Here is a 23,207-nt window from a genome sequence, read left to right as displayed (position 1 = left end):
GCACCCCGGGGCTCAGTCGTGGTCGGCGACGGCATAGCCGGCCCCCGGGACTGTCGTGATGATCGTGGGGTCGCCGAGCTTGCGGCGCAGGGTGCTGATCGTCACCTTGACGGACTGGGTGAGCGGGTTCGCGTTCTCGTCCCAGGCCTTCTCGAGGAGGCGCTCGGCGCTCACGACTCCGCCGTCCGCGCGCAACAGCAGCTCGAGCACCGAGAACTCCTTGGGTGTGAGCAGCACGGGCCTGCCGTCCCTCACCACCGCGCGCCGAAAGGGGTCGAGCCGGACACCCCGCCGCTCGAGCGCTGGGGGGCGCGAGGTGAACTGGCGACGGTTGAGCGCGCGCAGCCGGGCGATGAGCTCGGCGAACTCGAACGGTTTGGCCAGGTAGTCGTCGGCGCCGATCTCGAGCCCTCCCACGCGATCGTCGAGCCGCCCCGCTGCGGTGAGCATGAGGACAGCCGGGCTCTGGGGGTCGGCGGCGAGCGCGCGGCAGACGTCGTCGCCGTGCACGCCCGGCAGGTCGCGGTCGAGCAGCACCACGTCGTAGTCGTTGACCTCGACGGCGGCCAGCGCGGCGTCTCCGTCGCCCACCACGTCGGCGGCGATCGCGTCCATCGCCAGGCGCGCGCGGAGCGCGTCGGCGAGGAACTCCTCGTCCTCGACGATCAGGACCCGCACGCATTGACTCCTTGCTCACGACTCGTCGGCGGTCGCCGACGGCCTCGAATTCTAACAAGCAGGGGGTTAAGGGAAGGTAAAGCGCCCGCTTTACCTTCCCGCAACCGCGCGCCTGATGGAGTGGGCCCGCCCTGGCCGACCGGCCTCGGCTCCCTCTACCCGAGGATCACGCGCCATGAGATTCCGCCCCTCCCCGTCCCGCCGCCGTGCCATCGACCGCTCTCTCGCAGTCGTGTCTGGCGCGGTCCTCGCCATGGGCCTGGCCGCCTGCTCCCCCGCTGAGGAGACGGGTGGGCAAACCGATAGCGGCTCTTTCGAGATGTCGATCAATGAATGGCGAGAGGATTTCGACGATTGCATGAATGACGCGGGATTCGATCTGACACAGGGCGCCGAAGAAGGCGGCTCCGTCCCGTCGGTGGATATTTCACAATTCGACGTGGCGGAACTCGACCTCGCGTACGCGGCCTGCGTCGAGGAGGTGGGCGACGCGCCCGTCGACGACACCCTGCCGACCGAGGAGGAGGTGTTCGAGTCCCAGCTCGTCTTCGCCTCCTGCATGCGCGAGGCCGGCATCGACTTCCCCGACCCGGTCAAGGGCTCCGGCATGACGTCGGCGTTCTCCTCCGACGTCGACCCAGAGATCGTCGACGCATGCTCCGCTGAGGCGAATGCGCAGGACTCGTCCAGATGACGCGCGACCTCACCCCGACGCGACGTCGGTCGCGGCGTGCCCCCGTCCTCGTCGTCGTGGGCGTCGTGACTGTCGCCGCCGTGACGACGGCCGCCATGATGGCCCGCACACCCGCCGCGCCGCCGCGCGCCGAGCCGATCGCCGTCGAGACCGCCACCGTCACCCGCGGCGACCTGGTCGAGCAGGTGCGCGTGCCAGGCACGTTGGCACATGGCTCCCCTCGCGAGCTGGGCACGTCGCTCACCGGAGTCGTGACCGCCCTGCCGGCCGTCGGCACGACCGTCGCCCCCGGCGGGGAGCTCTTCCGCGTCAACGACGCGCCCGTCGTCCTCATGCGTGGGGAGCAGCCCGCATGGCGGGCGTTCGCCAGCGGGATGAAGGACGGGGCGGACGTGCGCCAACTCGAGGAGAACCTGTCCGCGCTCGGGTTCCTCCGCCAGTCGCCCGACCAGAAATTCACCCACGCCACGGCCACAGCGGTCAAGCGGTGGCAGAAGTCCCTCGGGTTGGAGCAGACCGGGACGATCGACGTCGGCCAGGTCGTCTTCTCCCCCGCCGATGTGCGGGTCCAGGAGGCGAAGGCACAGGTCGGGGACGAGGCCGGGCCCGAGCTCCTCGCCGTCACCAAGACGGTCAAAGAGGTGCAGGTCTTCCTCGACACGTCGCAGCAGGCCCTGGCCCCGCTGGGGACCGCGGTGACGCTCGCGCTTCCTGGCGGGGCGCCGGCCACCGGCGTGGTCGTCGCGGCGGGCGCGCCCGTCGAGCGCGACGGCGCCACCGGGACGTCGCTGAAGATCCCGCTCACCATCGCGCTCGACGATCCACAGGCCGCCGACGGGCTCGACAACGTCTCCGTGACCGTCCTGCTCACCCAGAACAAGGGTGCCGACCTGCTGCTCGTGCCCGTCATCGCCCTCCTCGCCGAGCCGGGCGGCGGGTTCGCCGTAGAGGTCACACGCGGCGACGCGTCCCAGGACGGGACGGCTTCCCGGCGGGTCTCGATCGAGCTCGGGGCTTTCGCCGACGGGCTCGTCGCGGTGGTGGGCGGGGATCTCTCCGAGGGCGACACGGTGGTGGTGGCGAAGTGAGCGACGCCATCGTCGAGCTCCGCGGGGTGACCCGCAGCTACGGCTCCCCGCCCACTGTGGCGTTGAACGGCGTCGACCTCATGGTCGAGGAGGGTGAGATCCTCGCGATCGTCGGGCCGAGCGGCTCCGGCAAGACCACCCTGCTCAACATCGTCGGGTCGCTCGACCAGGCCACGTCGGGAACCACACGGATCGCCGGCCACGATGTGACACGCATGGACGACGCCGACCTGTCAGCGCTGCGCGCCCACACCATCGGCTTCGTCTTCCAGCAGTTCCACCTCTCGGACGGCGTCACCGCGCTCGACGACGTCGCCACCGGGCTGCTGTACACCGGGACGCCGCGCCGTGAGCGCCGGCGGCGTGCCGCGTCCGCGCTGGAGCGCGTCGGCCTCGGCGACAGGTTGCACCACCACCCGCACCAGCTCTCCGGAGGCGAGCGCCAGAGGGTGGCGATCGCGCGCGCGGTGATCGGCGACCCCCGGCTGCTTCTCGCCGACGAGCCCACCGGCAGCCTCGACACGAGATCAGGCGACGCGGTGATGCAGGTGCTGGGCGAGCTCGCCGACGCCGGCACCACTGTCGTGGTGATCACCCACGACCTGGCGCTCGCCGCGCGGATGCCACGTCGCGTGCGCCTGCGCGATGGCGAGGTCGTCGCCGACGAGAGGGGCGTCGCCGCATGAGCGCCCCCCGTTCTCGCCTGCGCCCGCGCGACTTGCTCGCCCTGGGCTCCCATGGCCTGCGCGCGCGGCCCATGCGGGCCGTGCTCTCGTCGCTGGGGATCGCGATCGGGATCGCCGCGATGATCTCGGTGATCGGCATCTCGACGTCCAGCCAGGCCCTCGTCAAAGACAAGCTGGCGGAGCTCGGCACCAACCTGCTCACCGTGCAGGGCGGAACGGACCTGCTCGGCCAGGAGGCGCCTCTGCCAGAGACGTCCCTCGCCCTGATCCGCCGAGTTCCCGGCGTGCTCCACGCGGGCTCCACCACCACCCTCGACTCCGTCAACGTCTACCGGAGTGAGCACATCGAGCGCTCGCGCACCGGTGGCCTGAGCGTCGTGGCAGCGGATCTGGACCTGCTCGAGGCGACCGGCGCCCAGATCCTCAACGGGGCATGGTTCAACGAGGCGACGGCGCAGTTCCCCACTGCCGTGCTCGGCCGGACCACCGCCGAGCGGCTCGGCGTCCAGGGCCCCGGGCAGCTCGTCTGGCTCGGCGAGCACCGGTTCGCCGTCGTCGGCATCCTCGACTCGCCACCCCTGGCTCCTGAGCTCGACTCGACGGCGCTCATCGGCGAGCCGATCGCCCGGGAGCTCTTCGGGCACACCGGCCAGCCGACCACGGTCTATGAGCGGTCGCTCGACGCCTCCGTCGCCGAGGTGCGGGAGCTCCTGCCCCCGACCCTCAGCCCGCGCTCTCCGAGCGAGGTCAAGGTCAGCCGCCCCTCCGACGCGCTGGCCGCGAAGAACACCGTCGATCAGGCCTTCACCGGGCTGCTCATCGGCGTCGGCTCGATCGCGCTGGTCGTCGGCGGGATCGGCGTGGCGAACACGATGGTCATCTCCGTCCTGGAGCGCCGCCGCGAGATCGGCTTGCGACGCTCGCTCGGCGCGACCCGGCGGCACATCCGGCTGCAGTTCCTCCTCGAGGCGGTCCTGCTGTCGGCGTACGGCGGGCTGGCCGGAGTCGTCTTGGGCTGGGTCGTGACGCTGGTCGCGGCGCAGGCCAACGGCTGGCGGGTGGCGATCCCCCCTGCCGTGCTCGTCGCCGCCGTCGCGGTCACGGTCGCCGTCGGGGCGATCGCCGGCCTCCTGCCGGCGGTCCGGGCGGCCCGCACCTCGCCCACCGCGGCGCTCAGCGCCTGAGCGACGCCCGCTCCAGCGATTCCAATCCGGGATGCGGCGCGGCTCAGGCGAGGATGGCCCGATGGGCATCAACATCGACACGAATGACCTGCGAAATTTGCGCCGCTGCGTCGAGCTGGCCAGGGAGGCGCTCGAAGACGGCGACGAGCCCTTCGGCTCGGTGCTCGTCTCGGCCGCGGGCGAGACCCTCTTCGAGGACCGCAACCGGGTCAAGGGCGGCGACGAGACCCGCCACCCCGAGTTCGAGATCTCCCGCTGGGCCGCCGCCCACCTGACCCCCGCCGAGCGGGCGGCGGCCACGGTCTACACCTCCGGTGAGCACTGCCCGATGTGCGCGGCGAGCCACGGCTGGGTCGGGCTCGGCAGGATCGTCTACGCGGCGTCCTCCCAGCAGCTCACCCAGTGGCTCACCGAGTGGGGCTGCCGCGCCGGGCCCGTGGCGCCGCTGCCGATCACGCAGGTGGTCCCGGGCGCCGTGGTCGACGGCCCGGCCGACGAGCTCACGGAGGAGGTCAAGGCACTGCACCGTGCACGGTTCCCGCACCTCGCCTGACCCGGTCGGCCCGCGTCGGCCTCCCGAGGCGGCCGTCGCGCGCCACCGACCACCTACTCCAGTTCAGACTCAGCCCGCGACAACGCCCAGCACCGCGTGCCCGGCCGCGCCGGCCATGAGCGCGGGCACGAGCCACGCCGCCATGCGGCCGTACTGGGCCCGATGCCTCCCGAGCGCGAGCGCGAGGACCACGGCGATGACGCCGAACAGCACGGCGCTCGACGTGTAGCCCAGGCGGAGCTGGTACGCGATCACCGCCTCGCTGGCCCATGCGGCGACCAGGGCGGCGGCCCCGAGGCCGAACGGGCGGCCACGCCGCCAGGCGTGCCCGGCTGCGCCGAACAGCGGGCCGCCGACGATGGCGCACACGGCCCACATCGCCACCCACTCGAGATTGACGCCGAAGCCCCGGGCCTCGGCGGTGGCGTAGTAGCCGATCACCTGCATGACCGTCGCGGCCAGTCCGGCCCACGTCGCGGCGGACAGCCTCCGCTGGAGGGCGCCGGCGGCGAAGGCCGTCGTCAGCCACGGGCTGACCGCGTTGACGAGGGCGAGCCAGGGGAAGTCCGCACTCGTCTGGAGTAGCGAGGTGAGCGACCCGACCCCGAGTCCGATTCCGATCGGCGCGAGACCGGCGACGAGGGCATGGCGCTGTGGCATCCGGAGAGTGTAGTGGCCGCCGCGCAACCACTTCCCGTACATCAGTGTCTGAGTTACGGTGAGAGGAACTCGGACACATCCGTACGGCTTAGGAGGAGCGATGGCGACCACGAGGACGCAAGCGGTGGCCCGCGAAGGGGTTGACCCCAAGCGCTGGCTGGCGCTCGCGCTGCTGGGCGTCGCGCAGTTCATGCTGATCCTGGACGTCACAGTCGTGGCGATCGCCCTGCCGCAGATGAGCGCCGACCTCGACCTGTCACGCGAGGCGGCGACATGGGTGGTCGCCGCCTACACCCTCACCTTCGGCGGGCTCATGCTGCTGGGCGGGCGCAGCGCGGACCTGTTCGGCTCCAAGCCGATCGTCTACGCCGGGCTGCTCACCTTCACGGCTGGCTCGCTGCTGGCGGGAGTCGCCGACAACGGCACTGCGCTGCTCGCCGGCCGCGTCGCCCAAGGCCTCGGCGCGGCGATGCTCTCGCCCGCCGCACTCGCGGTGGTGGTGCGGCTGTTCTCTGGTGACGAGCGCAACCGGGCCCTGGGCATCTGGTCCGCCCTCGGCGGCGGCGGCGCGGCTGTCGGCGTGCTGCTGGGCGGGCTCATCACTGCCGGCCCGGGCTGGCCGTGGGTGTTCTTCCTCAACATCCCCCTCGGCCTGTTCGTGCTGGCCGCGCTCCCCCGCGTCCTCCCGCCGCTGCCGCGCGCCGCTGGCCCACGGCCCGCGCTCGACATCCTGGGCGCCCTGCTGGTGACCGGGGCGACGGGCTCGGCGATCTACGCGTTGACCACCGTGGGCGAGGCGGGATGGGCGGACGCGCAGACGCTCCTCGCGGTTGTCGCCGCAGTGGTGCTGTACCTGCTGTTCGGTTGGCGGCAGAAGACCGCGGCCTCCCCGCTCATGGACCTCGGCCTGCTGACCCGCCGCCCCGTGGCCGCGGGGGTGTTCGTGATCCTCATCGCCACCGCCCTGAGGGTCGCCGTGTTCTTCCTCGGCACCTTCTTCTTCCAGCAGTCCGCCGGACACGGCCCGCTGGCGACCGGCGCGCTGTTCCTGCCCATCGCGGTGGCCACCATGGCGGGCGCGAGTCTCGCCGGACGCCTCATCGCCCGCCTGGGCGCCCGCGCACTCGGGGCCCTCGGCATGGTGATCGCCGCCGCCGGCCTGCTCGTGCCAGCCATCTGGCCCCACACGGCGGCCATCACCCTCGGGGTCAGCTTCGGGGCCCTCGGCATCGGCGCACTGTTCGTGGTGGCGTCGGCCACGGCCCTCGGCCAGATCGGCCCCGAGGAGGCGGGGATCGCCTCAGGCCTGCTCAGCACATTCCACGAGTTCGGCGCCTCCATCGGCGTCGCCACCGTGTCCAGCATCGCCGCGCTCAGCCTGGTCGCAGGCGGCGACACCGGATTCCAGCAGGCCTTCGGCTTCGCCGCGGGGGCCGCCGCCGTCGCGGCGGCAGTCTCCCTCATCGCGGTTCCGCGCCCTCCCCGCATCACCTGACCCAGCCGCGCGACCAGTCCACCCGTTCACCTGGGGCATCCGCACGGCGCCACGCCGCCCGCTCCCCCACTCGGTTGACGGCATGCTGCGCGTCTCGTTGACCTGCATGCCATGGATGGCCCCAGCGGTCCGCGCGTCCACCACGAGCCGCGGTGTGCGCGGGTGGACGCCTGATGGACGCGGACACGCTGTTCAACGTCAGGCTGGTCCTGGTGTTCATCCTTGTCGGAGGCGTCCCCGCCGGCGCAACCGATCGCGTTGATCGGCCTCACCCTGGTCATCGCCTATCTGTCACTGGTCCTAGGCGAGTTGGCGCCCAAGAGGTTCGCGCTGCAACACTCCGAGATCGTCGCCTTGCTGGTCGGGCAGCCCATGGACCGCTTCGCGACCCTGATGCGCCCGGTGGTCTGGATCCTGTCAGCCTCCACCAACGCCGTCGTCCGCCTGCTCGGTGGGGACCCCGCGGCGACATCCGAGGTGATGACGGAAGAAGAGCTGGCCGCGCCCCGTGATCACGCCCGAGCAGATCTCGGAGGAGCCGTGGAGCCACGGACGACGAGCCGTGGCGCCGGGTCCGTGATGACGACCTCCGGAGGCTTCCCGGACTGCAGGTGCGCCATCAGCTGCAGCACCGACCGCCGCCCGAGCTCGAAGAGCGGGAGTGCGACAGTGGTCATCGCCGGGATCAGGTACGGGGCGAACCACGGGTCGTGGATCCCGACGACTGACGCGTCCTCGGGCACCCGGACGTGCGCCTCGACCAGCGCGGACACGACGCCGAGCGCGACGACTGGCGAGGCGGCGACGTAGGCGGTCACCGGGCTCGAGGACGTGAGCGACGCCCTGACGGCCTGGAGGCCGTCCTCCGCATGCCACCCGCCCCCGAGGATCCTGTCCGGTCGGGCCTCCAGACCGGCATCCCGGAGCGCCTCCGTGAAGCCATGCTGGCGGGTGTCGGACGCGACGCCCGGCGCGCCGGCGACGAAGGCGATCTCCCCGTGGCCGAGCTGGATCAGGTGGCTGGTGGCGAGCCTTGTCGCCGCCTCGTCCTCCAGGCTGACGCCGGACGCGGCGTCGTTCCCCGGGCTGTTGACGATGACGCTGGGGATCTCGGCCGAGAACCGCGCGAGGAGACCGGCGTCCGGGCCGTACCCGCCCTGGAGGAGGAGCCCGTCGACCCGGCGCGACTTGACGACCTCTGTCAGAAAGGCCGGATCGCGGGCGACCTCCTCCGCGTCGAGGATGAGCAGCCCGCAGCCGAGCTCGGTGGCGGCCTCCTCCGCACCATGGACCACGTCGGCGAAGACGGGGTTGGTGACGCGGTCCAGCACGAGCCCGAGCGCGTCGGCCCGGTTGCGCCGGAGCGATGCCGCTGCCGAGCTGGCCACGTAGTCGAGCTCCAGCACCGCCTCCATCACCTGCGCGCGCGTCTCCGGCCGCACGGTGAGGGTCGGGTCGTTGTTCAGCAGGCGCGACACGAGCCCCGGGGACACCCCCGCGCGGGCCGCCACATCCCGGATCCGCGCGGGACGCCGGCCCTCGCCGATTCCGTCCTTGCCCTGCACCGACGTCATAGCCTCTCCGCTCCCCCAGGCCCGCGGCCCGGCGGTTGACACTGTTGTCGGGCTCTCTGTACTTTGACAAGTAAATCCATTTACCGACAGCAATGGAGACCGAGCGATGGCGCTCATCGTCCACGAACGAGGACTCGAGAAGTTCAAGCCGCTGGAGAAGGTCATGGTCTACGACGACTTCGACCGCGGGTTCAACGGCTGGCTCGACCTCACGCCGAACTTCGTCCGCGAGGGATTCCAGTCCCAGCCGTCCCAGCTCGACCTCGGCTCATGGGGGCCGTCGATGATCAGCGCGGCCCCGATGCGGTTCGCCGCCGGGCACGGCTCGATGGAGGGCAACTACTCGCTCAAGCTCGCGACCCGGCCGAGCGCCGGGCCGTACGAGCAGCCCCCGGTCAACGGCGCCATGAGCACCGTGATCAAGCGGCTCTCGCGGACCGACGACGACCATCGGTACATCCAGCTCGAGGCCTGGTACTCCTACACACCCGAGCAGGACCGCTGGGGAACCGGCGAGGAGGACATCCGCGCGTTCGGGATGTGGTTCGACGTGCAGGACGAGAGCCACCGGTGGCAGCCGGGCATCCGCTACGTCAACTCCGTCAACGGGACGAAGGTCAAGCGGTGGCAGTACTTCCACACCCCCGACGAGGTCACCCGTGAGCAGTGGACCGGCAGCCCCGAGGGGTGGGAGGCCCCGGGAATCGACGCCATCTGGTGCGGCCGGCGCTACCCGGACGGCTCGGCGGACGGGTTCCGGTGGGTTCCCGACGGCGACCAGAAGCTGGTCTACAACGAGAGCCCCGACAAGCTCAACTGGCTGTACATGCGGCTCCTCGTCGACCTCGAGCTGCGCGAGTACGTCGAGTTCCAGAGCCTGGGCCGCACCTTCGACATGCGCGGCGTGCCGACGACGCCAGCGGCCCCGTACGACGGCATCACGAACCTGATCAACCCCGTCTTCTTCATCGAGACCGACACCGACCGCCGCGTCTTCATGTACCTCGACTCCGTCGTGTACTCGACCGGTCGCGCGCCCCACGCCTGAGAGGAGATCACCATGCTGACTTCCGCCACCACGCTCGTCGAGCGCCGAGCAGTCCTGACCGCCGGGTTCGGCACCCACCCCTACGAGGCCGCCTGGGCGTCCGAGGCGCTGTTCTTCGTCCGCACGGAGGGACCGCACCCACAGCTGGCCATCCAGCCGCAGGTGTCGCCGGACGGCGTCGACTGGCTCGACCGCGGCGACCCTGTGACGCTCCGGGCCGACCAGGACCTCATCGACGTCGAGATGGCGCGGTTCGGCACCTGGATCCGCCTGCGCCTCGAGGGCGCCACTCCGGACGAGCCGGCGACAGTGCTGATCCGCCTAGAACTCAAGGGCTGACGCGCCAGCACGCACACATGACGACAGGGCCGTCTCGTCCGGACGAGACGGCCCTGTCGCGTGTGAGCACCCCGGGCGCGGCGGGCGCCCGGGCGGGCCGCGTCAGGACGAGGGGTCGGGCGCGATCACGACCCTGCCCGCGGGGCCGAGGGCAGCCGCCGCGAAGGCCGCCACGGCCTCCTCGACCGGGGAGGTGGCGCTGACCATGTCATCGCCCGGCAGGCCGCCGTCCACGGCGATCGCGATAGCAGTCTCGATGTCCTCGGGCGTGTAGTTGGCGCACCCCTGGATCCGCAGCTCCCAGTCCTGGAAGAGTGGCAACGGCACGACGCCGTCCCGCGGCGGCACGCCGACGATGAGCAGCGTGCCCGCGCGCCGCAGCACCTCGACCGACTGCCGGATCGACGCCTCGATGCCGACGCAGTCGAAGACGACATCTGCCAGCCCGCCGAGCGCCTCGTGCACCGCTGCGGTGAAGTCGGGCGCCGCCGCGTCGACGGACGCGTCCGCGCCGAGGCCCAACGCGCGGTCGCGCTTGGCGGGCACGGGGTCAGAGACGACGATCACGCCCGCGCCAGCACGACGCGCCGCGATGACCGAGAAGAGCCCGATGGTCCCGCGCCGATCACGACGACCTTCGCGCCGGTGAGGTCGCCCGCAATGCGCGCGGCGTGGACGGGCGTCGCGAGGCACTCGACGAGCACGGCGTCCACGTCAGAGACCTCGTCCGGCACCGGGAAGACGTTGCGCTCCGGGACCACCACATACTGGGCCATCCCGCCGGGCAGGGCGCCCGAGGGGTCGCAGCCGATCCACTGGAGCTCCTGGCAGGCGTTGCTGCGCCCGGCACGGCAGTTGACGCACTCCCCGCAGTCGACGTTGGGCTTGACGACCACGCGACTGCCGACGAGCGAGGCGTCCGCGCCGGCGCCGGCCTCCTCGACCCTCCCGACGAGCTCGTGGCCCGGCAGGTACGGCGGGCCCAGCAGCGGGTGGTGCCCCGCGACCGCGTGGGTGTCGGAGCCGCAGATGCCCGCGAGCGCGACCGCCACCCGCACCTCGCCCGGGCCCGGCTCGGGGATCGCGGAGTCGATCACCGTGACCTCGTTCAACCGTGCGACCAGCACCTGGCGCATCGTCGCGCTCATATCTCACCCAACCTGTTCTCGCTGTGACACGACCCGCCCACATCTCTGAGGGCCTGTCCTCACATCGTGGCTGCGTGGGCGCTACCGCGCATCGCTCCACGATGCGCGCTTCCGATACTCTCTTGCGCCGTTGCGGCCAGTCGTCGCTGCTGGCGAGACGGCATCAGTGAAGAATCGCACCATGAATGCCACCGCAACGGCCCTCGAGTCACGCGCCGTGGGAACGCTGCGCCGCAGGGCTGTGCGCGAGGTGATCGCTGGCGACCCCGTCGCGTCGTTCCGCTTCTATGTCCACGAAGACCCGCACCCCTTCGCGGGCTGGCACTTCCACCCCGAGTACGAGCTCCACCTCATCCTGCGGTCGAGTGGTCGTTACGTCCTCGGCGACGTCGTCGACGCTTACCACCCCGGGCAGCTCGTGCTCGTCGGCCCGAACCTGCCGCACCACTGGATCGCCGACCACGGCGAGAACGAGGTGCTGGACGACACGCACGCCGTGCTGCATTTCAGCGACACGTGGATCCGGGGATGCCAGGCCGCCATGCCCGAGCTGCGGACACTCGACTCGCTGCTCAGCCGATCCGCGCACGGCATCGAGTTCCAGGGCGACACGGCCGCGCGTGGAGCCACAGCCCTCCTGGCGGTCCGCGACGCCGATCCTGGAATGGAACGCGTCGTGCGCGTGCTCGACATGCTCCGCATCCTCGCCGCAGGCCCGGCGGGCGAGCAGAAGCCTGTCGTCCGCGGCTGGCTGCCGCCCCTGGGAGGAGCCGACTCGGAGCTCATCAGCCGCGCGATCGACTACATCCTCGACAACCTCACCAGCGGAGTGAGCCTGCACGAGGCCGCGAGGCGGGCCGCGATGAGCGAGTCCGCGTTCTCTCGCTATTTCAAGGCGGGCAGCGGTCAGACGTTCACCGACATGGTCCGTCAGCTGCGGCTCACCCAGGCTTGCCGGCTGCTCGAGCGGACCGACGACACAGTCGCCGCGATCGCGGGAGCCGTCGGGTACAGCAACCTGTCGAACTTCAACCGGCAGTTCCTCCAGGCGTACGGCGTCACGCCCCGCCAGCACCGCGCGTCGGCCCGCGCGTAGGCGCCACGACAGCACGACGCCGCACCGCCCTCGGGGACGACGCGGCGTCGTGCGCGTGCTCAGGCAGCCGAGCGGACCTCAGCCCAGGTCGGCGGCTGCGCGCCTGCCTGCGCGACCGTCAGCGACGCGACTCGCGTGGCGAGCTCGGCGAGCCTGCTGAGGTCGCCGACGCTGACGCCGTCGCCACGCAGCGCGTCGAACAAGCCCCACCGGGACAGCCCGGCCAAGAGCCCCGACATGAACGCGTCGCCTGCCCCGATGGTGTCCACCACCTGGGTGGGGATGGCGTCCTGCGTGATCCGGTGCGACGGGGTGGAGACGGTGCACCCCCGCGCGCCCCGCGTCATGACGACGAGCTTGACTCCCAGGCCGAGAGCCCAGTCCGCGACGAACTCCTCGTCCTTGCCGGGGTGGAGCCATTGCGCGTCCTCGTCGCTGAGCTTGAGCACGTCGGTGATGCTGACGAACTGCTCGACGCGCTCCAGCACCGCCACGCGATCCGGAGTGATGGCCGCGCGGACGTTGGGGTCGAACGAGCGGATCACATCGGCGCACGCCGACCTGAAGAGCTCCAGCACGCGATCGGCGCCTGGCGCGAGCACCGCTCCGATCGACCCCGTGTGGATCACACCGCACTCGGTCGGCACGCTGCCGCCGGTGGGAAGGTCCCACCGCAGATCGAACGAATACGACGCGATGCCCTCTGCGTCCAGCGTCGCGGAGGCCGTGGACGTCACCGCTCCGGGCTCCACCGACACGTCGTCGAGCTTGACCCCGGCCGACCGCAGGTGCGCGGCGATGCGCTGGCCGTCGAGGCCGTCGCCGATGGAGCTCAACAGCCGCGCGGGCACGCCCAGCCGCGCCAGCCCGAAGGCGACGTTCATCGGGCTGCCGCCCGGCTGTCGACGCTCGACGCCGTCAGCGTCGACGGTCACGTCGACGAGCGCCTCGCCGACCACGAAGACGGCCTGCGCCAGCCCGGGGATCCTCGCGTCTCTGCCGCTGACCATCGCCCTACTCCTGCACCAGGACGGCTCCGAGGAAAGCCCCGGGACCCTCCTGCTCCAGCGCGTTGGCGGCGCGCGCATACGCGTCGACAAAGCCGGGCGAGTCCAGGAACGGGGTGAGCGTCGGGACGCCCCGGAGGAAGCCGAGGGGCTCCTGCGCGGCGGCCGAGACCAGCACCTCCCCGTCCACGTCGTCGATAGCGAACTGCCCCGCACCGACGCCGCGGCACCATGCGCGCCACGTGGCGATGATCGACGCGCCGACCCCGCTCGCCGCGCCCGCCGCCACGGCATCGGCGAGCACGGGGACCAGGAACTTCGGAATCCGGTTCGACGAGTCGACGGACAGCCGCGCGAGGAAGTCCTGCACATGGGGGTTCCCGAAACGCACGAACAGCTCGTCGATGTACGCCTCCATCTCGAAGCCCTCGGGCACCACGAGCGTCGGGACTGCCTCTTGCTCCATGTAGGCCCGCACGAACCCGGCGATGCGCGGGTCCGCCACAGCCTCGTGGACGTACTCGTAGCCGAGCAGCTGCCCGATGTACGCGAGCGCCTGGTGCGACGCGTTGAGCAGCCGGAGCTTGATCGCCTCGTAGGGGTCGATGTCGGAGACCAGCACGGCGCCCGCCTGCTCGAAAGGCGGCCGCCCGTGGGCGAACACGTCCTCGATCACCCACTGCGTGAACGGCTCGCTCGACACCGGCCAGGCGTCCTCGACGCCCAGCTCGGTCGCGATGCGGTCGATGTCCGCCTGCGTCGTCACCGGTGTGATCCTGTCCACCATCGTGGACGGGAACGACACCTCGGCGGCGATCCAGTCGGCCAGCTCCGCGTCCACGAGACGTGCCACGCCCTCGACGCTCAGCCGCGCGACGCGGCCGTTGCCCTGGATGTTGTCGCAGGACATCACCGTGAACGGGGCGGTGCCCCGTCGCCGGCGCTCGCGCAGCGCTGCGACGATCCACCCGAACGCCGTGCGGGGCTGCGCGAGCCCGCCCGCGACCTCCTCGATCACCAGGGGGTCGTCCTGGGGCGACCGCCCCGTCGTCGGGTCGCTGACATAGCCGCCCTCGGTGACCGTCAACGACACGATGCGCACGTCCGGTGACGCGAGCTGCTCAAGCAGGGCCGCCGGGTCGTCGGGCGCGTAGATGAAGCGCCGGATCGCCCCGATGACACTGAACCGGTTGGAGCCATCCGGCTCGCGCAGCGTCAGCGTGTAGAGGCCGTCCTGCGCGGCGAGCGCGTCACGCATCCGGGCGTCGCGGTCCAGCAGCCCGACCCCGCAGATCGCCCAGTCGCGGGCGGTCCCGGCATTGAGCAGCCGCTCGACGTACATCGCCTGGTGCGAGCGGTGGAAGTTCCCCACCCCGAAGTGCACGATCCCGATCCGCAAGTCCTCGTCGAGATAGCCCGGAACCTCCACCGCGGGCGGAAGGGAGCCGAGCGCCCGGGCTCCCAGACGTTCCATGGCCGCTCAGCCCTTGAGGTTGAGGTGGACGAGCACCCGCGCGGGCTGCTCGCTCGTCGCGCCGGTGATGACGACCCGGAGCCAGTTGCCGAACTGCGCCAGCGGCAGGTCGACGATCTGCTGCGAGGCGGACAGCGTCGCGCCGGTGCGTCGGACCCAGTTGATGCCGTCGGGCGAGACCTCGACCGCGATGGCCAGGTCGGGGTGGTCGCCCTCGGCCTGAATGAAGGTCACCGCCTCGCTCGCCCAGCCGGCCTCGTAGGGAAGGGTCGCGTAGTCGTCGGAGATCTTGACCCGTCGTGCGATGACGGAGGTGTTCGTTGTCTGCATGTCTTCGTCTCTCAGGTGTCGTCAGGGGTGCGTCGTCACTCGACCGAGTACACGACGGAGTCGAGGTAGAGGTTCACGGAGCGCTCGGAGTCGGTCTCGATGAAGAAGATGGGGTTGATGAGGTTGTCGATCGAGGCGTAGCCCTCCGTGAGGGTCGGCTTGATGCCCCGCATGTCGAAGACCTGGTCGCCGCTCTGCAGCTCGACGTACTCGCGCTTCTCGATGTCGACCGTCAGGCGCAGGTACATCCAGTTGATCTTGTCGGGGCTCTCGTTGTAGACGAGGTCCTGCTCACCGCCCGGCAGCCACTGGTAGCCGTCGCCCGAGCCGTCCTCGAACCGCCGGCCGTACCACTGGTTGTCGACGCCTGGGACGCACCAGCCGTCCTTGACGCCGAAGTTCCAGTCCTCGGGGGTGACCCCCTCGGCGACCTGGTAGTACTGCCACTTCTTGACGAGCTTGCCGCCCAGGGAGTTCACGTAGCGCACGCCCGGCATGTAGCGGTACTCGGAGTCCTGCACGTCGAAGAAGAACCCGATCGCGCGGATGTCCTCCTCGCCCTTGCCCTCGCGGTCCTGCACCGGGGTGTAGGAATACCAGGCCTCGATCTGGATGAGCTTGGGGTTGCCGAACCGCGACAGCCGCTTGATCGCGTGCCCCATGGACCCGTTGCGCGGCGGCTCGGTGTGCGGGCCGCCCGTCGGCGCCGTCGTGACCTTCAGCGAGTAGGTGCCCTCCATCGAGCCGTGCGACGACGCGAAGCGCATCGAGGCGGAGCTCAGCTGGTTCGGCGCCCAGCTCGACAGGTCGACGACGCTGTCGAAGGACTCGTAGTTCTCCTCGACGTAGTTCGGCGTGAGGTCGAGCCAGCCGTTGAACCCCGTGTCGAAGTCGTCGTAGCAGATGACCCGGGCGAGCGGGTTGAACCGCTCGAGGCCGCGGTCGTAGCTGAGGAACTTCTGCATCTTTGCTCTCTCCTTGACTAGTTCTGCACGCCCGGGTAGACCGTCACCGCGACGGGCTGCCCGGGGTTGACTGTGTTGTCGAAATCGACGATGGCTCCCTGCGCGACGAGCGTCTCCCGCAGCAGCGCGTCGTCCATCGCGGACATGCTGTAGCCGTGCCGCACGCTCAGTGCCGCGGCAGTTCCCGCGCCCTGGCCCATGGCCATGCACGTCGCCATGACGCGTACCGAGCCGAAGCCCGGGCCGTCGGCGCTCAGGCATCGCCCTGCCGTCACGAGGTTGACGCTCCCCCGCGGCACCAGGCACCGGAGCGGCACGTTGTACTCCTGCCGCGGGATCACCATGTCGTTCTGCTCGGTGCTGTCGGTGGCGTGGATGTCGATGACGTGGGCGCCCTTGGCGATCGTGTCCGGGAACGCCTTCGGCGTCACGATGTCGTCCTTCACCAGCGTGTACTCGCCGACGATGTGGTACGTCTCGCGCACCCCGGTCTGGATGCCGGACTTCGCGAGCCAGCAGTCCTTGAACTCGGGGAAGTTCTCTCGCAGCACCTCGATGATCAGGTGCAGGGTCTCGCGCATGCTGCACTCGGTGCGGGTGAACCACTCGGGGTCGCTCGCGTCCGTCGCCTCGCGCAGCAGGTTGATGCTGACCATGCCGTCATGGAAGAACCTGTTGATCCACGGGCCCCCGAAGATCGGGATGACGCCCTGCCCATGGAGCTCGGTGAGCCGGTCTCGGATCACCGCGGAGACCGGCAGCATCGCGTCGACCGCGTCACCGAACAGGTACTCCAACGCGTCGGTGTCCACCCCGCCCAACTGGAACCAGAGCGACGCCGGCTGCAGCACATCGCCCTTGACCGTCTCGTAGCCCGCCGCGCGCACCAGGTCGGCGTCGCCGGTGCAGTCGATGAAGACCTTGCCCTCGTACGCGACACGGCCCGCCTTGTTCTGCACGATGACGTGCGTCACCTTGCCGTCCTGTGTCACGCAGTCGGAGAACCACGAGTGGTAGAGGAGCGTCACGCCGCTGTCGAGCAGCATGCGCTGCGCGGCCAACTTGAGGATCTCGTCGTTCACCGGGTAGTTCCCGCTCTCGCGGGAGACCTCGGCGCCGCCTAGCTCGGCCGCCGCGACCATCAGCTCGAAGGGGATCCCCCCGATGTGCTGCTTGCCGTAGTGGCGGAACTCGCTGATCGGGGTGACCAGGGCGCTCGTCGCCATGCCGCCGACGAACCCGTACCGCTCGATGAGCAGTGTTCTGGCCCCGTTCCGGGCAGCGGCTGTCGCCGCGACGAGGCCGGCCGGACCGCCACCGCACACGATGACGTCGTAGCTTCCTACCACCGGCGCCTGACGGCCGGGTTCTGACACGAACACGCTGCGACTTCCTTTGCTCGACCAGCGGGGATGCACTGCCTGCGTCCGGTCCCGGGCGTGGGGACGCCGGCTGACGCGACAGTCCCCACGCCCGTCGACCGGGCCTACTCGGTCAGGTAGACCGTGCTCCAGTCGTAGTTCTCACTGGGGATGAGCGTGAGGCCCTGCACGGTGTTGGCAAACGCCAGGTTGGTGTTCTGCTGGAACAGCCCGATGGCGGGGACGTCGGTTGCCAGGAGGTCGGAGATCTCCTGGTAGACGGCCAAGCGCTCGGTCGCGTCGACCGTCTGCTGAGCCTGGGCCAGGAGGCCGTCGAGGTCCTCGTTGCAGTAGCCGAGACGGTCTGCGGCGCAGGTGTACAGGCGGTTGAGTGTGAAGTCGGCGTCACCGGTGCTCGTCAGGTTCGAGTTGACGATCATGTCGTAGTTGCCCGGCTTGGCGATGGCGGCCAGGAAGGTCGCCTGGTCGTCGGACTTCGGCTCCACGGTGATGCCGACGGCCTTCCAGTACGAGACCATCGCGGACACGATCTGGTCGTAGCCCGGGTTGGCCGTGCTGTAGTCGATCGTGGTGGTGAAGCCCTTGGCGTAGCCAGCCTCAGCGAGCAGGGTCTTGGCGCGCTCCGGGTCATATGAGGGCGCGCCTGTCGCCGGGAGGCACCCGAAGGCCGCCTCAGGGCAGAGCGAGGTCATCGTCTCGGCCGTTTCGCCCAGCAGCGACGTGACGATCGTGTCGAGGTCGAGGGCCGCCCACATGGCTTCGCGCACCTTCGGGTCCGTGAACGGCTCGCGGCTGTTCTGGAACCACAGGAACGTGTAGGTGAAGCTGGGGATCTGCTCGAGCGAGACGCCCGACAGGTTCTGGACGGTCGAGATCTGGTCGCTCGGCACGCCCGCGATCACGTGGGCCTCGCCGTTGGCGAGCGCCGTGACCTTGCCGTTCGTGTCGGTGATCTGCTTGAACGTCACCGTCTGCAGCTTCGCCGGCTCACCCCAGTAGGTGTCGTTCCGGGTGAGGGTGACGTGGGAGTTCGTCACGAACTCGGTGACTGCGAACGGACCGGTGCCGATCGGCTTGGCCCAGTAGGCGTCGTCGGCGGCGTTGTCCGCCTGGCCGATGAAGATCATCGACAGCACGCCGATCAGGGTCCCCGTCGGGTTCTTCGTCTTGATCGTGAAGGTGGTCGGGTCATCGGCGGTGTAGGACTCGATGACCGCCAGCTGGGTCGCGAGCACCGACTGCATCGCGATGTAGCGGTCGAAGGAGGCCGCGACATCCGCCGAGGTGAAGGGCGTGCCGTCGCTGAATGTCACGTCATCGCGGAGCGTGAAGACGAGCGTCGTGTCGTCGGTCCACTCCCAGGAGCTCGCGAGCAACGGCTGCGGCTGGGAGTCGCTGTCCAGCGACACCAGGCCCTGCAGGACGTTGCTGTCGACCTGCATGCGGCAGTTGTCGAAGTTCTCCGTGGGGTCCAGGGAGGTGCAGCCATAGTTCAGGACATACGTGAGGTGCTGCTGGTCATCGGGCAGCGCCGCGCCGACGGCGCCGGGGCCACTGGCATCGCCAGTGCTCCCGGAGCCGTCCGTGCCGCACCCCGTGAGAACCAGGGCGAGGACGGCCGCAACGCCTGCGACTGAGCCCCACCCTCTGCGGAAGGATGTCATTCCCATCTCCTTTGACTCTGTGACATCTGTTGACATGCGTTGAAAGTGCGTTGGTGAAGCCGTCCCTCACAGCTCGCTCGAACTCGGGCACTGCTTCAGGACGAGGGCTCCAGCCAGGGGCGGGCCACGGGCACGGCGGCTAGCAGCGCGCGGGTGTAGTCGTCGCGCGGGTGGTCGAAGACCTCTCGCGCGGAGCCCTCCTCGGCGACGACGCCGTGGTGCAGGACCAGCACCCGGTCGCACAGGTGCTCGACGACCGACAGGTCGTGCGAGATGAACAGGTAAGCGAGGCCGAGGTCGTCCTGCAGGTCGTCGAGCAGGTTGAGGACCTGCGCCTGGACCGACACGTCGAGTGCGGAGACGGGCTCGTCGCAGATGATCAGCTTCGGTCGCAGCGCGAGCGCCCGGGCGATCCCGATGCGCTGGCGCTGCCCGCCGGAGAACTGGTGGGGGTAGCGGTCGGAGTAGTCGGGGTTGAGTCCGACGCGCTCCATCAGCTCCTTGACCTCGGCCGTCCACCGGTCGCGCGGCACGACGTCGCTGTGCACGCGCCAGGCCTCGGCGATCAGGTCCCGGACCGTCAGCCGCGGGTTGAGCGACGCGTACGGGTCTTGGAAGACCATCTGCATCTCCCGGCGCACGGGCTTGAGCTGCCGCGGGGAGTGACGGGTGATGTCATTCCCCTCGAACTCGATCCGGCCGCCGTCGCTCTTCACCAGCCCGATCACGGCGCGCGCGACTGTCGACTTGCCGGAGCCCGACTCGCCGACGAGGCCGACCGTCTCCCCCGGGTTGATGTCGAACGTCACGTCGTCGACGGCGACGTTCTCCCCGATCTTCCGCTGCAGCAGCGACGAGCGGATGGGGTAGGCGACCTTCAGGTTCGTGACCCTCAACAGGGGCGTGGTCCCGGCGCTAGACATGGGCGAGCATCTCCTCGGACAGGTGGCACGCTGCCTGGTGGCCTTCCGACCACCCCTCCGGCGTGCGCAGCGTGGGCGCCAGCTCCCGGCACCGGTCGATCGCGAACGGGCAGCGCGGGTTGAAGGCGCAGCCGCTCGGCAGGTTCAGCAGGTTCGGCGGCGAGCCGACGATGGGCTTCAACCGCCCGCCGACGCTGCTCTGGCTCGGGATCGAATCCAGCAGGCCGCTCGTGTACGGGTGCGCCGGGTGGTCGTACATGTCCCGGATCGGGCCGGTCTCGACGATCCGGCCGGCGTACATGATGGCGGCGCGCTTGGCGACCTCCGCGACCACGCCGAGGTCGTGGCTGATGAGGACCATCGCCATCCCGGTCTCGGCCTGCAGGTCCGCCAGGAGGTTCATCACCTGCTTCTGCACGGTGACGTCCAGGGCTGTGGTCGGCTCGTCGGCGATGAGCACCTTCGGGTCGAGCGCGAGCGCCATCGCGATCATGATCCGCTGCCGCTGCCCGCCGGAGAACTGGTGCGGGTAGTCGTTGATCCGCGTCTCCGCGTCTGGGATGCCCACGCGCTTGAGCAGGTCGAGCGCCCGCGCCCAGGCATCACGGCGACCCATGCCGCGACGCCGGCGGAAGGGCTCAGCCACCTGGGCGCCGACCCGGAACACCGGGTTCAGCGAGGACAGCGGGTCCTGGAAGATCATCGCGATCTCGGTGCCGCACACCTCGCGCACCTTGGACGCCGGCTCGGCGGCGAGGTCGCGTCCGGCGTAGAGGATCTTCCCGCCGGTGATCGCGCCGGCCGGCTTGGGCAGCAGCGCCATGATCGCCTGCGCGGTCGTCGACTTGCCGCTGCCGGACTCGCCGAGGATGGCGAGGGTCTCCCCCGCGCTGACCTCGAAGCTGACCCCGTCCAGGGCGCGGGCCACGCCCGCGGCGGTGGAGAACTCGACCGTCAGGTCCTGGACGCTCAGTAGCGGGGCGCCGCTCATGGACGTGCTGGGGTTGAGGGGGCCTGTCTGTGTGGTCGTCATCATGCGCTCCGGAGCGTCGGGTCGTACTTGTCGCGGAGGGCATCGCCGAGGATCCCGAAGGCCAGCATGAGGATCACGAGCACGACGCCGGGGAGGGTGGAGATCCACCAGGCGGTGGAGAGGTACTGCGTGCCGTTGAAGATCGTGCTGCCCAGGCTCGGGGTGCCGAGCGGGACGCCGACGCCGAGGAACGACAGGGACGCCTCCGTGAGGATCACTTGGGCGAACTGGGTGGTCGCCACGACGATCACGGGCGCCATGCACCCCGGCAGCAACGTGCGGAACATCAGGTGCCAATTGCCGGCGCCGAGGGTGCGCGCCGCCTCGACGTACTCGCGGTTCTTCAGCGAGAGAACCTGGCTGCGGGCCACCCGGGCGAAAACGACCCAGTTGGAGATCGACAGGACGATGATGATGTTCCCGACGCCCTGGCCGAGCACCGAGGCGATGAGGATCGCGAGCAGGATGGACGGGAACGCCAGCTGGATGTCGGCGACTCGCATCAGCGTCGCGTCGATCCATCCGCCGAAGTGGCCGGCGAGCAGCCCCAGGGCGACGCCGACCAGGCCCGAGATGGCGAGCGTCGCGACGCCGACGAGGAGCGAGACGCGGGCTCCGGCCATGATCTGCGCGAACAGGTCTGACCCGATCTGGTCGGTGCCGAGCAGGGCGGTGCTGCCGTCCGACATCACGGCCCCGGGTGGCGCCAGACGCGCCAGAAGGTCCGCCTGCAAGGGGTCGAAGGCGAAGGCGATCGGCACCGCGATGGCGCCGACGATGATCAGGCCGATCACGACGAGCGGCGCGATGATCCGGGTCTTGACGCCCCGCCGGGCCCGACGGGCCCGGCGCATCGTCGCGTTGACGGCGAGGACAGGTGCGGCGGCGGTCACTTGGCGAGCCTCACTCGAGGGTCGAGGAACCCGTACATCAGGTCCACGACGAGGTTGATGATGACGAAGACGGCGGCGATCACCAGGACGCAGGCCTGCACGACGTTGTAGTCACGCAGCTGGATGGACGTCACGAGGAGCCGGCCGATGCCCGGGAACGAGAACACCGACTCGGTGACGACTGCTCCGCCGAGCAGGGTGCCGAACTGGAGGCCGACGATCGTGATGACGGGGATCGCGGCGTTGCGGACGGCGTGCCGGAAGATCACGATCCGCTCCGGCAGGCCCTTGGCGCGTGCGGTCTGGATGTAGCTCTCGCCCATCACCTCGAGCAGGCCGTTGCGGATCATCCGGGTGAGGACTGAGACGAACGGCAGGGCCAGCACGATCGTCGGCAGGATCAAGCTCTTCGGCCCGTCGAGCCCGACGCTGGGCAGCCACTTGAGCGTCCGGGAGAACACCAGCAGCAGCACCACGCCGATCCAGAAGTTCGGCAGCGCCTGGGTGAAGAGCGAGCCCGTGGTCACCACGCGATCGACGGCGCGGTTCGCGCGGAGCGCCGCGATCAGGCCCAGCGGGAACGCGAGCAGCAGGGCCACCGCACAGGCCAGGACCGCGAGCAGCGCGGTGTTCGGCAGCACCTGCCCGATGAGGCTCACCGCCGGCTGCTTCATGGAGTACGACTGGCCGAGGTCGCCGGTGACGGCGCCGCCCAGGAACCTGCCGTACTGCACGAGCAGCGACTGGTCGAGGCCGAGGTCCTGACGGATCTGGGCCAGCTGCTCAGCTGGCGCGTCCGAGCCGGCGATGAGCAGCGCCGGGTCGGCGGGGACGACCCGGACGATGAGGAAGACCACCGTGGCGACGCCCCACAACACGAAGACGGCTAAGAACAGCCGCCTGACGAGATAGCCGACCATGAAACGTCACCTCTCCTCCCGGGATCCGCATCGATCCCCGAGTCCTTCGGGTCTTCACTGACCGCAGGACGCCTCATAGATCGCCATCCCGCCGAAGCCGCAACCTCGCGACCGTGGGACTGACAACGGTGTCATGCAGGAGCGAGATTACCCCGCGAGGCTCGCATGTCAAACTTCCGAACTCAGAGGCACGGCATTTCATCGCAAAGCATGCCAACCGTGACTTACCCATTGACAGCGGTGTCAGAGCAGGGGCCCGGGCGCGATGAGGACGAGGCCACGCTGCCGCGACGGCGTTCGCGCGAGCGAGCGACACGGGCGCGCACGGGCGCCAAAGCGACGCGAAGGCGGACGCGGCCGCGAGGGGACCCCC

The 23,207-nt window shown here is 70.2% G+C and carries 24 protein-coding genes and 1 pseudogene; 10 read left to right on the top strand and 15 right to left on the bottom strand.

The features are described 5' to 3' along the window. Positions 1-12 precede the first annotated feature (12 nt). Complete coding sequence (locus BN3788_RS16175; protein WP_066588342.1) at positions 13-678, bottom strand: response regulator transcription factor; 666 nt, start codon at positions 676-678, stop codon at positions 13-15. Positions 679-910: 232 nt separating this feature from the next. Between BN3788_RS16175 and BN3788_RS19400 the strand changes: the two genes are divergently transcribed. From BN3788_RS19400 to BN3788_RS16150, 5 genes are all read left to right on the top strand, one after another. After that, positions 911-1,372, top strand: a complete 462-nt coding sequence (locus BN3788_RS19400) for a hypothetical protein (RefSeq protein WP_147525151.1) — start codon at positions 911-913, stop codon at positions 1,370-1,372. Then, entirely contained in the window at positions 1,369-2,460 is a 1,092-nt protein-coding gene (locus BN3788_RS16165) for a peptidoglycan-binding protein (protein ID WP_066588338.1), read from the top strand. Before BN3788_RS19400 ends, BN3788_RS16165 begins: the two co-directional genes overlap by 4 nt. Next, entirely contained in the window at positions 2,457-3,146 is a 690-nt protein-coding gene (locus BN3788_RS16160; RefSeq protein ID WP_199824799.1) for an ABC transporter ATP-binding protein, read from the top strand. The genes BN3788_RS16165 and BN3788_RS16160 overlap by 4 nt, the downstream gene beginning before the upstream one ends. Beyond that, positions 3,143-4,330: an ABC transporter permease gene (locus BN3788_RS16155; protein WP_066588336.1), complete on the top strand. Its 1,188-nt coding sequence runs from the start codon at positions 3,143-3,145 to the stop codon at positions 4,328-4,330. The genes BN3788_RS16160 and BN3788_RS16155 overlap by 4 nt, the downstream gene beginning before the upstream one ends. A gap of 61 nt (positions 4,331-4,391) precedes the next feature. Beyond that, on the top strand, positions 4,392-4,883 hold the full coding sequence (locus BN3788_RS16150) for a nucleoside deaminase (RefSeq protein ID WP_066588334.1): 492 nt from the start codon (positions 4,392-4,394) through the stop codon (positions 4,881-4,883). Between the two features lie 69 nt (positions 4,884-4,952). On the opposite strand, the gene BN3788_RS16145 is transcribed toward BN3788_RS16150, so the two are convergent. Next, positions 4,953-5,543: a DUF6518 family protein gene (locus BN3788_RS16145; protein ID WP_147525150.1), complete on the bottom strand. Its 591-nt coding sequence runs from the start codon at positions 5,541-5,543 to the stop codon at positions 4,953-4,955. 100 nt (positions 5,544-5,643) lie between these two features. On the opposite strand from BN3788_RS16145, the gene BN3788_RS16140 reads away from it, so the two are divergent. Together BN3788_RS16140 and BN3788_RS18805 are read left to right on the top strand one after the other, a co-directional pair. Further along, positions 5,644-7,038: an MFS transporter gene (locus BN3788_RS16140; protein WP_066588332.1), complete on the top strand. Its 1,395-nt coding sequence runs from the start codon at positions 5,644-5,646 to the stop codon at positions 7,036-7,038. Positions 7,039-7,260: 222 nt separating this feature from the next. Continuing rightward, positions 7,261-7,506, top strand: a pseudogene (locus BN3788_RS18805) (CNNM domain-containing protein); the annotation flags it as partial. 44 nt (positions 7,507-7,550) lie between these two features. On the opposite strand, the gene BN3788_RS16135 reads toward BN3788_RS18805, so the two are convergent. Then, positions 7,551-8,612, bottom strand: a complete 1,062-nt coding sequence (locus BN3788_RS16135) for a LacI family DNA-binding transcriptional regulator (protein WP_066588329.1) — start codon at positions 8,610-8,612, stop codon at positions 7,551-7,553. Positions 8,613-8,718: 106 nt separating this feature from the next. Between BN3788_RS16135 and BN3788_RS16130 the strand changes: the two genes are divergently transcribed. Both BN3788_RS16130 and BN3788_RS19395 read left to right on the top strand, forming a co-directional pair. Beyond that, positions 8,719-9,660, top strand: a complete 942-nt coding sequence (locus BN3788_RS16130; RefSeq protein ID WP_066588327.1) for a DUF6772 family protein — start codon at positions 8,719-8,721, stop codon at positions 9,658-9,660. 12 nt (positions 9,661-9,672) lie between these two features. Next, the gene (locus BN3788_RS19395; protein ID WP_066588325.1) at positions 9,673-9,999 is read left to right on the top strand and encodes a DUF6385 domain-containing protein; all 327 of its coding nucleotides are present in this window, start codon (positions 9,673-9,675) and stop codon (positions 9,997-9,999) included. 102 nt (positions 10,000-10,101) lie between these two features. Here the strand turns inward: BN3788_RS19395 and BN3788_RS16120 are convergent, their stop codons facing one another. After that, positions 10,102-10,566, bottom strand: a complete 465-nt coding sequence (locus tag BN3788_RS16120) for a zinc-binding dehydrogenase (protein WP_066588323.1) — start codon at positions 10,564-10,566, stop codon at positions 10,102-10,104. Next, complete coding sequence (locus BN3788_RS16115) at positions 10,563-11,147, bottom strand: zinc-dependent alcohol dehydrogenase (protein ID WP_066588320.1); 585 nt, start codon at positions 11,145-11,147, stop codon at positions 10,563-10,565. Before BN3788_RS16115 ends, BN3788_RS16120 begins: the two co-directional genes overlap by 4 nt. 181 nt (positions 11,148-11,328) lie before the next feature. Between BN3788_RS16115 and BN3788_RS16110 the strand changes: the two genes are divergently transcribed. Then, positions 11,329-12,243, top strand: coding sequence for a helix-turn-helix domain-containing protein (locus BN3788_RS16110; protein ID WP_108723872.1), 915 nt, complete (start codon positions 11,329-11,331; stop codon positions 12,241-12,243). A 59-nt stretch (positions 12,244-12,302) separates the two neighbouring features. Here the strand turns inward: BN3788_RS16110 and BN3788_RS16105 are convergent, their stop codons facing one another. The 10 genes from BN3788_RS16105 to BN3788_RS16060 form a co-directional block, all read right to left on the bottom strand. Continuing rightward, a complete protein-coding gene (locus BN3788_RS16105; protein WP_066588314.1) occupies positions 12,303-13,253 on the bottom strand; it encodes a carbohydrate kinase family protein in 951 nt (316 codons plus the stop codon). Positions 13,254-13,257: 4 nt separating this feature from the next. After that, positions 13,258-14,724 (bottom strand): mannitol dehydrogenase family protein, encoded by a 1,467-nt coding sequence (locus BN3788_RS16100; protein ID WP_066588309.1) that lies wholly within the window; start codon positions 14,722-14,724, stop codon positions 13,258-13,260. A gap of 6 nt (positions 14,725-14,730) precedes the next feature. After that, on the bottom strand, positions 14,731-15,054 hold the full coding sequence (locus BN3788_RS16095; RefSeq protein ID WP_066588307.1) for a DUF6385 domain-containing protein: 324 nt from the start codon (positions 15,052-15,054) through the stop codon (positions 14,731-14,733). Between the two features lie 35 nt (positions 15,055-15,089). Continuing rightward, the gene (locus BN3788_RS16090) at positions 15,090-16,019 is read right to left on the bottom strand and encodes a DUF6772 family protein (protein ID WP_066588305.1); all 930 of its coding nucleotides are present in this window, start codon (positions 16,017-16,019) and stop codon (positions 15,090-15,092) included. 17 nt (positions 16,020-16,036) lie between these two features. Next, a complete protein-coding gene (locus BN3788_RS16085; RefSeq protein ID WP_082813004.1) occupies positions 16,037-17,401 on the bottom strand; it encodes an FAD-dependent oxidoreductase in 1,365 nt (454 codons plus the stop codon). A 104-nt stretch (positions 17,402-17,505) separates the two neighbouring features. Further along, positions 17,506-19,065 carry an ABC transporter substrate-binding protein gene (locus BN3788_RS16080; RefSeq protein ID WP_066588302.1) on the bottom strand — a complete coding sequence of 520 codons (1,560 nt, stop codon included), beginning with the start codon at positions 19,063-19,065 and terminating at the stop codon, positions 17,506-17,508. A gap of 95 nt (positions 19,066-19,160) precedes the next feature. Further along, complete coding sequence (locus BN3788_RS16075) at positions 19,161-19,988, bottom strand: ATP-binding cassette domain-containing protein (protein WP_066588299.1); 828 nt, start codon at positions 19,986-19,988, stop codon at positions 19,161-19,163. Next, positions 19,981-21,021 (bottom strand): ABC transporter ATP-binding protein, encoded by a 1,041-nt coding sequence (locus tag BN3788_RS16070; protein ID WP_222705428.1) that lies wholly within the window; start codon positions 21,019-21,021, stop codon positions 19,981-19,983. Before BN3788_RS16070 ends, BN3788_RS16075 begins: the two co-directional genes overlap by 8 nt. Next, positions 21,021-21,914: an ABC transporter permease gene (locus BN3788_RS16065; RefSeq protein ID WP_108723871.1), complete on the bottom strand. Its 894-nt coding sequence runs from the start codon at positions 21,912-21,914 to the stop codon at positions 21,021-21,023. The genes BN3788_RS16070 and BN3788_RS16065 overlap by 1 nt, the downstream gene beginning before the upstream one ends. Further along, positions 21,911-22,834, bottom strand: a complete 924-nt coding sequence (locus tag BN3788_RS16060; protein WP_066588297.1) for an ABC transporter permease — start codon at positions 22,832-22,834, stop codon at positions 21,911-21,913. The genes BN3788_RS16065 and BN3788_RS16060 overlap by 4 nt, the downstream gene beginning before the upstream one ends. Positions 22,835-23,207: the final 373 nt, after the last annotated feature.

This window comes from Cellulomonas timonensis, assembly GCF_900046455.1.
In the GTDB taxonomy this organism is placed as follows: domain Bacteria; phylum Actinomycetota; class Actinomycetes; order Actinomycetales; family Cellulomonadaceae; genus Cellulomonas_A; species Cellulomonas_A timonensis.
This window is presented reverse-complemented; position numbering and strand designations above follow the sequence as displayed.